The organism is Polaromonas sp. P3_B4, assembly GCF_056402835.1.
On the sequence record NZ_JBFUGQ010000002.1, the window covers coordinates 426,193 to 439,254 of the forward strand.

Genomic DNA, 13,062 nt, shown 5'->3' on the forward strand with positions numbered 1-13,062 from the left:
CTGTGGCGTGAAATTAAAACTTGTACCCCAGTTGCAAGGTGAAGCAATCCGGGTCAAGGCCCACATCGATGGTCTGGTTGGTACTGAGCGTGCCGCGGGTTTTCAGGAAAGTCTTGGTATAGCTGGCTTCCACAAACCATTTTTTGTCGAGGTTGAAAATACCACCCAGTTGCAACGCGGGGGCAAATTTCGACTTGAAAGATACGCTTGTGGCGGGGCCGCCTGGGTTGGTCAACGCGGTCAGCAGGGCTGTGCCGCGTTCCTTGTAGAACTTCACGTAGGAGAGGCCTGCACCCAGGTAAGGACGAAACCGGGCGTCGGCATCAAGAAACCGGTATTGCGCGATCAGCGTGATGGGCAAGGCCCGGGTGTCGGCCACCGTGCCAACGCCAGCGAGCACACCTGCGCCGCTGACGTCATGCCTGAAGCCCAAACCGAGCGGCAGGTGCAAGCTGATGTGATCGGTGACCATGTAGTTCACGGCGGCCGTTAACCTGGAACTGCTGCTGACGTCGACTTTCGCGTCCTGAATTACGCCAGTTCCGGACGGCGCCGAAAGGCTGCCGCTGTTCACGGAAGGCGCAATCCGCGTGACGCCGGCCGACACGGACCATGTGCCCGCCTGTTGTGCAAAGCCGTATACGGAAGAAACCGCCAGGGCGGCCGCTATGAATAGTTTCTGGGAGGGATTCATGGGCGAGTGCAGTGCGAGGATGTGTTCGGGTTGCTATGGCGTCATTGTTTGTGCCGGCGGTTTTCGCGCCATCGCACGGGCGAGGGAAGTCATCCGGTGGCTCATGAGAAATCATGGTAGCGGCAGGCGCCAACGTGCAGCATCTTCCTCGCCGTTTTTGTGAAGAGACTGTGGCGCCGCCGACGAAAGGCCTTGCTGTGTGAAAACGTTTTTCGTACAAAGTGAGCGGGCAATAAAAAAGGGCCGCGAAAGCGGCCCTTTTTTTGCTGGAGCGAGAAGCTCAGGCAGGCATTACATGCCCATGTCGCCCATGCCGCCCATTCCACCCATGCCGCCTGGCATGCCGCCGCCGGCGCCGGATTCTTCCTTCGGAGCTTCGGCGATCATGGCTTCGGTCGTCAGCATCAGGGATGCGACGGAGGCTGCATTCTGCAGTGCGGTGCGGGTGACCTTCGTGGGATCCAGGATACCCATTTCGATCATGTCGCCGTAGGTGTCGTTGGCTGCATTGAAGCCGTAGTTGCCCTTGCCGGCCAGAACCGCGTTCACCACCACAGAGGCTTCGCCGCCTGCGTTGTAAACGATTTCGCGCAGGGGGGCTTCAATGGCGCGCAGCACCAGCTTGATACCGGCGTCCTGGTCAGGGTTGTCGCCGGCGATCTTGCCAGCAGCTTGCTTGGCGCGCAGCAGGGCCACGCCGCCGCCGGCCACAATGCCTTCTTCCACGGCAGCGCGGGTAGCGTGCAGTGCGTCTTCCACGCGGGCCTTCTTTTCCTTCATTTCGACTTCGGTGGCAGCGCCAACCTTGATCACGGCAACACCGCCGGCCAGCTTGGCCACGCGCTCTTGCAGTTTTTCACGGTCGTAGTCGCTGGTCGCTTCTTCGATCTGGACGCGCACTTGCTTGACGCGTGCTTCGATGTCGGCAGCGGCGCCGGAGCCGTCGATGATGATGGTGTTTTCCTTGCCCACTTCGATGCGCTTGGCCTGGCCGAGGTCAGCCAGCGTCACTTTTTCGAGCGACATGCCGACTTCTTCAGCGATGACCTTGCCGCCGGTCAGGCAGGCGATGTCTTCCAGCATGGCTTTGCGGCGGTCGCCGAAGCCAGGGGCTTTCACAGCCACAACCTTCAGGATGCCGCGCAGGGTGTTCACGACCAGAGTTGCCAGGGCTTCGCCCTCGACTTCTTCGGCAATGATCAGCAGCGGACGGCCGGCCTTGGCGACTTGCTCCAGGGTAGGCAGCAGGTCACGGATGTTGCTGATCTTCTTGTCGTAGAGCAGAACAAAGGGGTTGTCCAGCAGTGCGGACTGCTTTTCAGGGTTGTTGATGAAGTAAGGGGAGAGGTAGCCGCGGTCGAACTGCATGCCTTCGACGACGTCGAGCTCGTTTTGCAGGGACTTGCCGTCTTCCACGGTGATCACGCCTTCTTTACCAACCTTGTCCATTGCGTCGGCAATGATCTTGCCGATGGATTCGTCGGAGTTGGCAGAGATCGAACCGACCTGGGCGATTTCCTTGGAGGTGGTGGTGGGCTTGGAAGCCTTCTTCAGCTCTTCCGTCAGGGCCAGCACAGCCTTGTCGATACCGCGCTTCAGGTCCATCGGGTTCATGCCCGCGGCCACGTACTTCATGCCTTCGCGGACGATGGCTTGAGCCAGAACGGTGGCGGTGGTGGTGCCGTCGCCGGCGTTGTCGGAGGTCTTGGAAGCAACTTCCTTGACCATCTGCGCGCCCATGTTCTGCAGCTTGTCTTTCAGTTCGATTTCCTTGGCGACGGACACGCCGTCCTTGGTCACCGTGGGGGCGCCGAACGAGCGCTCCAGAACCACGTTACGGCCTTTGGGGCCCAGGGTTACCTTGACGGCGTTGGCCAGGATGTTCACACCCTCGACCATGCGTGCGCGGGCTTCGCCGCCGAAAATTACGTCTTTTGCTGCCATGATGCAGATTCCTTAAAGTTTATGGATGAAATCGCCTGCTAGCCCAAGTAGGACGTGCGCCAGCAGCTATCAAATAAATAGCAGAAGAGAGATTACTTCTCGACCACTGCAAACAGGTCTTCTTCTTTCATGACGAGCAGTTCGTCGCCGTCGACCTTGACGGTCTGGCCGCTGTATTTGCCGAACAGCACGCGGTCACCAACTTTCACGCCCACGGGGCTCAGTTCGCCCTTGTCGTTCTTCTTGCCTGGGCCAACGGCCAGCACTTCGCCCTGATCAGGCTTTTCAGCGGCGCTGTCAGGAATGACGATGCCGGAAGCGGTTTTGGTTTCGTTTTCCACGCGTTTGACGATCACGCGGTCGTGCAAAGGACGAAGTTTCATGAGAGCTCCTTGTTTGAGAACAATGGTTTTGGGAATCAAAAAGCACCCACGTAAAAGTGAGTGCCTGTTAACTTGGTGGATTGACTGGGCTTTGTTAGCACTCAATACTATCGAGTGCTAATCATAGAGGCATTCCGGACGGTTTTCAAGGTGAAGGGCCGAAAACTGCCTTTTTGCTGAACGGGTGCCAAGACCGCAGTCCGCGTAGATGGACCCCAATGATTCCTCTCATCGCGCCCCAAAAACCAACACTTCCAAGGTCTTGTAAGTAACATTCCTTACATTTCCACTCCGCAAAATTTAAACTTCGGGTTAACCCAGGTGTATGACCTGGCGAGAACAACAAACCGGAAACAGGGAGAGCGTGATTGGCCAAGCCACACGATGACTTGGGTGTATCACTCGGGGCGGTGCCAGCATGCACCCCAAAATCTGCAAAACCAACAGCCAGCCTGCGCAAACTGTGCGTCGGCCTTGCCACGGCTGTCATAGTTTGTAACGTTTTTGCCCAGCCCGCGCCGCAAAGCAGCGCCGAGCAGGAGCAGCGCCGTGCAGAGGAGCGCGACCGGCTGATGCGAGAGCAGCAGGAACGTACGCCCGATGTGCGGCCGCCCAAGGTTCCTGAGGCAGAGGCTGCCAGGCTGCCTACGGCCGAATCGCCGTGCTTTCCGGTCCACACCCTGAAGCTGCGCACCGCTGCCGGCGAATCAGCCGCGCTGGCGACCCAATTCGCCTGGGCGCTTGATGCCGCAGCCGGGCCGGACGCGAGCGATTCGCCAACAGGCCGCTGCCTGGGCACAAGCAGCATCGGCATCGTGATCAAGCGCGTGCAAAACGCCGTGATTGCCCGCGGCTACGTCACCACGCGTGTGCTCGCCGAGCCGCAAGACCTCAAAACAGGCATCCTCGCGCTCACGCTGATCCCCGGCCGTATCCGTGCCGTCCGGTTCTCCGAAGGCAGTGACGCACGTGGCAATGCCTGGACGGCCCTGCCTGCCAGGCCGGGTGACATCCTGAACCTGCGCGACATCGAGCAGGCTTTGGAAAACTTCAAGCGTGTGCCCACGGCCGAAGCCGACATCCAGATCGAGGAAGCCAAGGGCGCGGAGGTCCAGCCGGGCCAGAGCGACCTGGTCATCAGCTACAAGCAGGCCTTTCCGTTTCGCCTCTCGGTGTTTGCCGATGACAGCGGATCCAAAGCCACCGGTAAATACCAGGGTGGCATCACCCTGTCTTACGACAATGCGCTGACGCTCAACGACCTGTTCTATGTATCGCTCAATACCGACCTGGGCGGCGGTGAACCGGGTGGCCGCGGCACGCGCGGCAGCACCGTGCATTACTCGCTGCCTCTGGGCTACTGGACGCTGGGCGCCACCGTCAGCGATAACCGCTACTTTCAGAGCGTCGCTGGCCTCAACCAGGATTACGTTTACCGCGGCACCAGCAGCAACGCCGAACTCAAGCTCTCGCGCCTCGTCTACCGCGACGCCAGCCGCAAGACTTCCATCAGCCTGAAGGCTTTCCAGCGCCGCTCCAACAACTTCATTGACGACACCGAAGTCGAGGTGCAGCGCCGCATCGTCGGCGGCTGGGAGCTCGGCGCCGGCCACAAGGAGTTCATAGGCCAGGCTACGCTCGAAGGCAATGTGGCGTACAAGCGCGGTACCGGCGCCTTCGGCTCGCTACCTGCACCGGAAGAAGCGTTTGGTGAAGGGACATCCCGCTTTGCCGTGATCAATGCGGATGCCAACCTGACCGTTCCCTTCAAGATTGCCGACCAGGGCATGCGTTACAGCGCCACATGGCGCCTGCAACACGACCGCACGCCCCTGACCCCGCAAGACCGCTTTGCCATCGGCGGGCGCTACACCGTGCGCGGTTTCGACGGCGAATCTTCGCTGAGCGCCGAACGTGGCTGGCTGCTGCGTAATGAACTCAGCACCGCGCTGGGCGAGAGCGGCCAGGAGGTTTACGTCGGCCTGGACCACGGCGAGGTGGCCGGGCCCAGCAGTGAATTCCTGGCGGGCAAGCGGCTGACCGGCGCCGTGATCGGTTTGCGCGGCAGCTTCAAGAAGTTGCAATACGACTTCTTTATCGGCGCGCCCGTCAAAAAACCCGAATTCTTTCGTACCGCCAACAGCACAGTGGGCGTGAGCCTCAACGCTTCGTTCTAACGCTTCCCCTTTCTGTCATATCAGCTGACCTTTCGCCATGAACAAGAACCTGCACCGCATCATCTTCAATTCAAAGCGCGGCCAACGCATGGTGGTGGCCGACACCGCCAGCAGCCAGGGCAAGGCGGCAGGTGGTGAAACGTCGGGCGTGGCCGCTTCCGTGGATCTTCTGGCCTGCCTGCACCCCCTGCGCCTTGCCGTGCTGGGTGCTGTGCTGTGGCTGCAACCGGCCGTGCAGGCACAGGTCGTTGCAGACCCGTCAGCCCCGGCCAACCAGCGCCCCACCGTTCTGCAAACCGCCAATGGCTTGCCGCAGGTCAATATCCAGTCACCCAGTGCCGGCGGTGTCAGCCGCAACACGTATATCCAGTTTGATGTGCCGCAAAGCGGCGTCATCCTCAACAACAGCCGCAGCAATGTGCAGACCCAGCTCGGCGGTTTCGTCGGGGCCAACCCCTGGCTGGCCACAGGCGCAGCCCGCGTCATCCTCAATGAAGTGAATTCGTCGAACCCCAGCCAGATCCGGGGCTATGTCGAAGTCGCCGGCCAGCGTGCCGAGGTCATCATCGCCAACCCGGCGGGTATCAACGTCAATGGCGGCGGCTTTCTCAATGCCAGCCGTGTCACCCTCACCACCGGCAGCCCGGTGCTCAACAGCGGGGCGCTTGACGGTTTTCGCGTGCAGGGCGGCAGCATCACGGTGAACGGCGCAGGCCTGGACACCAGCACAGCCGACTACACCGGTATCCTCGCCCGCGCCGTGCAGCTCAACGCGGGCATCTGGGCCAAAGAACTCCGCGTGACGACCGGTGCCAACCAGATTGATGCGACACAGACCAGCGCCACACCGATAGCCGGCACCGGCCCTGCACCGACCTATGCGATTGACGTGGCCCAGGTCGGCGGCATGTATGCCGGCAAGATTTTCCTGATCGGCACCGAAACAGGCCTGGGTGTGCGCAACGCCGGTGCCATAAACGCAACAGGCGGCGACCTGGTGCTGCAGTCCAACGGCTGGCTTACCAACACTGGCAGCCTGCTGGCCAGTGGCAACCTGCAGTCCGCCACCACCGGCGTCACCACCAATAGCGGCACGATGTATGCCAATGGCAACGCCGCGGTGGCCGCACAGGCCGGCGTGAGCAATATCGGCAGCGCCACACTGGGGGCCCAGGGCAACACCACGGTGCAGGCCAACGGTGCGGGCGCGCAGGTCACCTCGGCCACCGGCGCCGTGATCGCCGCGGGCCTGAACAGCGACGGCAGCCTCGCCGCCAGCGGTAACCTGGCCATCAACGCGGCCAGTGCCGTCACCATCTCAGGCAAGGCCCTGGCCGGCGGCAACGCCTCTCTCTCAGGCAGCCAGCTCAACCTGGCCGACAGCACCTTGCGCGCCCAGGGCATGTCGCTCACGGCCACGGCCGGCGACATCGACGCCAGCCGCGCCAACCTCAATGCCACCGGCCTCTTGGCCACCAGCACGGCGCAAACCCTGCGCACCGACGCGGCCACCGTGGTGGCAGGCCAGCTGGGCCTGGCGGCAGGCAGCCTGTCCAACCTCGGCGGGCAAATCACCCAGACCGGCACCACCGCCGGCAGCGTCAACGCGCAGGGCCAGATCAACAACACCGGCGGCACGCTGGCCAGCAACGGCAACACCACCCTTCAGGCGCAGAGCCTGGCCAACCAGGGCGGCACGGTGCAAACTACCGGCAGCGCCGACCTGGCCATCACCACCGCCGGTGTGCTCGACAACACTGCTGGTGGCCAGCTGGTTGCGGGGGGTAACCTCACCATCAACGCGGCCGGCATCACCAACGCCGGCAAGCTGCAAGCCGGCAGTACGTTGACCGCGTCAGCCACCGACATCGACAACGCGGCCACCGGCGAAATCACCGGCGCCACCACGCAGCTCACGGCCACCAACAGCCTGACCAACCGCGGCCTCATCGATGGCCAGGTCACCCGGCTCGATGCGCAGCTCATCACCAACATCGGCACCGGCCGCATCTACGGCGACACCCTGAGCATCGCCACCGCCACCCTCAACAACACGCCCGAAACCATTGCCGGCGTCACCAAGGCCGGCGTGATCGCCGCGCGCAACCGGCTCGACATCGGCGCGGGCACCATCAACAACGGCATCGGTGCGCTCATCTTCAGCGGCGGCACGGGCGCAGCGGCACTCAACATCGGCGGCAGCCTGGACGCATCGCGCCAGGCCACGGGCCTGGCCCAGGCGGTTAACAACGCCGGCGGCACCATCGAATCGCTGGGCGGCCTCACGATCGCCGCCGCGCAGATCAACAACACCAACCCTGACTTTGCCTACACGGTGCAGTTTTCGCCCGGCACCAACGGCAAGGAATACGTTACCGGCCAGGGCACATACTCGCAGGACGATGTGGGTTGGGTGGTCGGAGCTGAGGACTACCAGGCGGCATCCCATGGCGGCTACGTATACAGCGACGGGATAACGGGTGTACAACGGATCTATGGCGGCCCCGGGCGCTGGGCGTCGGAAGACGGCATACTGCCTTACACCGGCCACTTCAACGGCAAGGGCCGCATACTGTTAAAGGGCGCACCTTACTCGGACCCCAAGTACGCGCCGTATTTTCTCGGCCCCAGCGCCTACATTCCTGACCACTACCTGCTGACGGGCGCCCGCGACGGGCTGGTGTCGACCCCTGTTGCGGCGTTTTTTGGCTACGACGCCAACAGCCCGGTGTGGCAGGTTTTCGGGATGGCCCGCCCGAGCACTGCTGCGCCCGGTCCCCGCCCATCATCAGAATCCAACTCGCAAGACCTCGCCGCCTGGGACGCCGCCGCTGCCCCATGGATCGCGCTGCAGGCGCAGATTGATGCGATGCGCATGACAGTCACAGCCAACGCCGTCGCCTTTGACGCCTTCCGTGACTACAACCAGTCAGTTCCCAGCGCCACCATCACCCGCAGCGCGCCCGGCCGCATCCTGAGCGGCGGCGCCATGACGCTCAACGCGCGCGATGCGCTCCTGAACGACCAGGCGCAGATCGTTGCCGGCGGCGCCCTCAACATCACCGGCCGGGCCGTGGACAACCGCGGCCGCAGCATCACCGTCAACGCCCAGCGCAACGGCACCGCCTTTGCGTGGAGCAACTACAACGAAGGCTGCGGCGGCTGGGACGGCTGCGACTACAACTACGACGCCTACCGCGACTCTGCCTACGTGCAGGACGTGCCCAAGACCTTTGTACTGGACGTCAACCGCAGCCAGGGCATGACGGCGCCTTCCAGCCAGGGCCTGGCCAGCGGCACCCAGCTGGCGGCGGCCGTGGTGGCCGGCGGCGCGGCAGCGCTGCCGGCCAGCAGCAACAGCCTGACGGTGCCCAGCAGCAGCCTGTTCCGCGTCACGCCCAACCCCGTGGGCAACTTCATCGTCGAGACCGACCCGCGCTTTGCCAACTACCGCAACTGGCTCGGCAGCGACTACATGCTCAATGCCCTGGGCCTGGACCCGGCCACCACCCAGAAGCGCCTGGGCGACGGCTTTTACGAGCAGCGCCTGGTGAACGAGCAGGTAGCCCAGCTCACCGGCCAGCGCTTCCTGGCCAACTACACCAGCGAAGAAGTCCAGTACAAGGCCCTGATGGACGCCGGCGTCACCTTTGCCCAGCAGTTCCAGCTGCGCCCCGGCGTCGCGCTGACGGCCGCGCAGGTGGCCCAGCTCACCAGCGACATCGTCTGGCTGGTCGAGCAGGACGTCACCGTGCCCGACGGCCGTGGCGGCACCGTGCAGGTCAAGGCCCTGGTGCCCGTGGTCTACGTCGTGCCCCGCACCGGCGATTTGAACGGCAAGGGCGTGCTGCTCGCCGGGCGTGAGGTCAACATCAACCTCAGCGGCGACCTCAGCAACAGCGGCACCATCGCAGGCCGCAACGTCGTCAGCCTCACGGCAGAGAACGTACAGAACATCAGCGGCCGCATCACCGGCGACACCGTCACCGTGGCCGCCCGCAACGACATCAACATCACCGGTGGGCAGATCGATGCCGTCAACAGCCTCACGGCTCTGGCCGGGCGCGACATCAACATCGTCACCACCACCAGCAGCGCTACCAACCGCACCGGCGGCCTGGGCACCAACGGCGCAGCCACCGCCGTCAATGCCTCCAGCAACAACACCTTCAGCATGACCGGCATAGACCGCGTGGCCGGCCTGTATGTCACGGGCAATGTCTCCGGCACCGCAGGTACCCTGATCGCCAGCGCCGGCCGGGACCTCAACGTCATCGCCGGTGTCATCGGCAACAACAACACCAGCGGCAGCACCATGCTTGCTGCCGGCAACAACATCAACCTGGCCACCGTCACCACCGCCAACAGCAGCGACCAGCGCCGCGGCGACGACGACTTTGTGCGCGACGCGCAAACCAAAGAGGTCGGCAGCCAGATCCAGACCGCAGGCAGCCTGAGCCTGAACGCCGGCAACGACCTCAACGCCCGCGCCGCCAACGTCCAGGCGACTGGCGACCTCACCGCCAGCGCCGGCAACAACGTCAACCTCACTGCAGGCCGGCAGACCAACAGCTTCGGCTTTGGCATGACCACCGCCGAGAGCGACCTATTCAGCAGCACCAGCACCAAAGAGCGCCGCACCACCGACCAGGACAACGCCGTCGGCTCCAGCCTGGGCGGCAAAACGGTCACCGTGGTGGCAGGCAAAGACATCAATGTCAAAGGCAGCGCCGTCATCAGCGACACCGGCACCACCCTGGCTGCCGGCCGCAACATCGCCATCGAGGCCGCGCAGAACACCAGCAGCAGCACGTCTTTCTTTGAGAAGAAGGAATCCGGTCTGCTCGACGGGGGCGGTATAGGCATCACCATCGGCACGCGCGAGCAGTCCAATGACCAGAAAAACAAAGGCGCCACCGCCGCAGCCTCCACCGTTGGCGCCGTCAGCGGCAATGTGACCCTGGTGGCCAATGACGTCTACAAACAGGTCGGCAGCGACGTGATCGCACCTAAAGGCGATATCACCATTGCCGCCAAAACTGTAGAGATCGTGGAAGCCCGCGAAGCCAGCCGCACCGAGACCGAGCAGAAATTCAAGCAAAGCGGCCTGACGCTGGAAGTCACATCCCCCGTCATCAGCGCGCTGCAGACCATCGACAAGATGAGCGAAGCGGCCAGCCAGACCAAGGACAGCCGCATGCAGGCCCTGGCCGGCGCCAACATGGCCTTTGCTGCCAACAATGCTTACAACGCCATCCAGGCTGGCCAGAACACAACGGGCAACAACCCCAGTGCAGCAACAGAACACAGCGCGGCCGAGCAGGCGGGTGGTATCAACCTGGCCATCAGCATCGGCAGCAGCAAGAGCCAGAGCAACTCCCTGAGCGAAAGCAACACCGCGCGCGGCAGCAACATCACGGCCGGCAACAACATCACCATTGCCGCCACCGGCGGCGGACAAGCCAGCAACCTGACCATCCAGGGCAGCACCGTCGAAGCCGGCAAGGCCGTGCAACTCATCGCCGAAAACGAAGCCCGGCTTCTGGCGGCGCAAAACCTGGCTAGCGAACGCAGCACCAACAGCAGCAGCTCGGGCAGCCTCGGCGTGAGCTTTGGCACCGACGGCTTCCTCGTCAATGTCAGCGCCAGCAAAGGCAAGGGCCGCACCAACGGCGACGACACCAGCTACACCAACAGCCAGATCAAGGCCGGTGAAAAAGTCAGCCTGACCACGGGCGGCGACGCCACCCTGCAAGGCGCCGTGATCCGGGCCGAGCAGGTCAAGGCCGACATCGGCGGCAACCTCAACATCGCCTCCTTGCAGGACAGCAGCACCTACACCAGCAGCCAACAAAGCATGGGCGGCTCACTGAGCGTGGGCGTCGGCAAGATCAGCGGCAGCATCAGCGCTTCCAGCAGCAACATCAACTCCAACTTCCAGAGCGTTGCCGAACAAAGCGGCATCAAGGCCGGCAGCGGCGGCTTCCAGGTCAGCGTGGCGGGCAACACAGCCCTGCTGGGCAGCGTCATCGCCAGCGACACCCAGGCTGTCAATGCCCAGAAGAACAGCTTCAAGACCGGCGGCACCCTAAGCATCAGCGACATCCAGAACACCGCCAGCTACAAGGGCGAGTCAATCGGCATCAGCTTTGGCGGCGGCGCCACTGCCAAGACTGCCGGCATCAACGGCCTGGGCATAGGCATCGGCTCAGACAAGGGCGATGCCAGCAGCACCAGCAGCGCAGGCATAAGCGGCATTGCTGGCAACACCGCCGTCAGAAGCACTGATGCGGAGACCGGCCTTAAACCCATCTTTGATGCGGCCAAAGTGCAGGCCGAGATCAATGCGCAGGTGCAGATCACGCAGGCGTTTACAAGGGAAGCACCGAAGGCGGTTGCGAGCTTTGCGGCCAACCAGGCGGCAGCACTGCGGATTCAGAAGAACGAGGACGAAGCCAAAAAGTGGGATGAGGGCGGCATTTACCGGATCGCGCTTCACACAGCGGTGGGGGCTCTGGGCGGCGGCTTTGATGGTGCAGTAGGAGCAGCAGCCAGTGCGAGTTCCGCAAACCTGATGAACGCCTTGCAAGACGGCATTCAGCAGGGCCTGGTGGCTGCAGGCCTGAGCGATGGCGCCGCCAAGGCGCTGGCGCAAACCGTAGCGACGCTGACTGCAGCGGGTGTGGGTGCTGCTGTGGGTGGTGCGCAAGGGGCGGTTACTGCTGCGACGGTGGATGCCAATAATCGGCAGTTGCATTTAGTTAGCAAAGACCAAGTCAGGGCACTGGCGAAGGAGGAAGCTGCAAAATTAGGAACCACAGAAGAAAAGCTTTATCAGGCTAGCCTAATGGTGCTAGGTGACTATTTCGATGCTAACGGAGACATCCGCCCGGAATTTAACAACGTAACCGCTGACGAGTACATGCAAGCGCAGCGAATGTTGCTCGCGCAACCGGCGAAATCACTCATGGCGCAAGAAATGGCCGAAGCATTGCGTGTTGTTCTGCCTCAGTTTGCTTCGCCTGATGAGGGAACCGTTAACGTTGGCCGTGTTATCGCCGGATTGTCAAAAGCTGTGGATTTGATGAAGGTGGGCGCTGGGAGGTTCGCGGTTGATAGGCCAAAGTTGGGCTCGGTAACAGACGCAAATTTTGCTCAAACTTCCATTCGTAGTGATGAGAAATTCAGTGTGGATGGCCGTGAGAAATACAGCCTTCTAGGTGCAGGGCCGATTAACACGGTAGATGATTTGGCTTCGGCGCTTAGTAAAGGCTTGATCCGACCAAGCCAAGTTCCTGTGGATTACGTGACAACCTCAGATGGAACTAAGTTGATTTTGAATACTCGAACCTCCGTTGCATTGGATCGTGCTGGAATTTCACAATCGCAATGGTATGGTTCGAATAAAACTGGGATGCAGGTACCGGGAGAGCAAGCAGGTATTACCTTTGACAAGTTGGCGGCACAACAGCTTGCCAACAACCAGTTACCGAGTACAGGAACACCCAATATGCCGGGGAGCAAAAAATGAAAGCAGGACACCCAGTTGAAGTCCACAACCCTTATGAGTGGTTGCCGGGGCATGGAGAAAGTGACATTGCGCTGTCTGCCAAGGATGGAGACTTGGCCGTTACGATTTCATATGACAGCCCAAGCGGCGTTGCTCAGAAGGAGCTTTTGTTCAAGAGTGTTTGTGCGTTTTACAGAGCCTCATCGCCTGGGGTAAATCTCCTAAACATTGAACATCACGGCGCGAGTGACGTGCCCATAGGGTCGTTGGTTGAATACGTTGAATCAGAGGCCGCAGTAGCCTGGGCAGAGCACTTTCAAGGACGGCGAACAGTTAAACACTACTCGATTCGGT

Annotated in this window: 5 protein-coding genes; 2 read left to right on the plus strand and 3 right to left on the minus strand. The window is 62.0% G+C overall.

Features of this window, described 5'->3' with window-relative positions:
* Positions 1-13 precede the first annotated feature (13 nt).
* The 3 genes from AC1DVV_RS18785 to AC1DVV_RS18795 form a co-directional block, all read right to left on the minus strand.
* Entirely contained in the window at positions 14-694 is a 681-nt protein-coding gene (locus tag AC1DVV_RS18785) for an OmpW/AlkL family protein (RefSeq protein ID WP_477667358.1), read from the minus strand.
* A 291-nt stretch (positions 695-985) separates the two neighbouring features.
* On the minus strand, positions 986-2,638 hold the full coding sequence (gene groL / locus AC1DVV_RS18790) for a chaperonin GroEL (RefSeq protein WP_411877453.1): 1,653 nt from the start codon (positions 2,636-2,638) through the stop codon (positions 986-988).
* A 92-nt stretch (positions 2,639-2,730) separates the two neighbouring features.
* Positions 2,731-3,021: a co-chaperone GroES gene (locus AC1DVV_RS18795; RefSeq protein WP_007872916.1), complete on the minus strand. Its 291-nt coding sequence runs from the start codon at positions 3,019-3,021 to the stop codon at positions 2,731-2,733.
* A 572-nt stretch (positions 3,022-3,593) separates the two neighbouring features.
* Between AC1DVV_RS18795 and AC1DVV_RS18800 the strand changes: the two genes are divergently transcribed.
* A complete protein-coding gene (locus AC1DVV_RS18800; protein WP_457282614.1) occupies positions 3,594-5,198 on the plus strand; it encodes a ShlB/FhaC/HecB family hemolysin secretion/activation protein in 1,605 nt (534 codons plus the stop codon).
* Positions 5,199-5,235: 37 nt separating this feature from the next.
* Positions 5,236-12,729 (plus strand): two-partner secretion domain-containing protein, encoded by a 7,494-nt coding sequence (locus AC1DVV_RS18805; RefSeq protein ID WP_477707234.1) that lies wholly within the window; start codon positions 5,236-5,238, stop codon positions 12,727-12,729.
* The last annotated feature ends 333 nt before the right edge of the window (positions 12,730-13,062 follow it).

What these genes read in the sequence shown, in the direction of transcription:
- AC1DVV_RS18785 (WP_477667358.1), bottom strand. Translation starts at nt 694, where the DNA reads ATGAATCCCTCCCAGAAACTATTCATAGCGGCCGCCCTGGCGGTTTCT.
- groL (WP_411877453.1), bottom strand. Translation starts at nt 2,638, where the DNA reads ATGGCAGCAAAAGACGTAATTTTCGGCGGCGAAGCCCGCGCACGCATG.
- AC1DVV_RS18795 (WP_007872916.1), bottom strand. Translation starts at nt 3,021, where the DNA reads ATGAAACTTCGTCCTTTGCACGACCGCGTGATCGTCAAACGCGTGGAA.
- AC1DVV_RS18800 (WP_457282614.1), top strand. Translation starts at nt 3,594, where the DNA reads ATGCGAGAGCAGCAGGAACGTACGCCCGATGTGCGGCCGCCCAAGGTT.
- AC1DVV_RS18805 (WP_477707234.1), top strand. Translation starts at nt 5,236, where the DNA reads ATGAACAAGAACCTGCACCGCATCATCTTCAATTCAAAGCGCGGCCAA.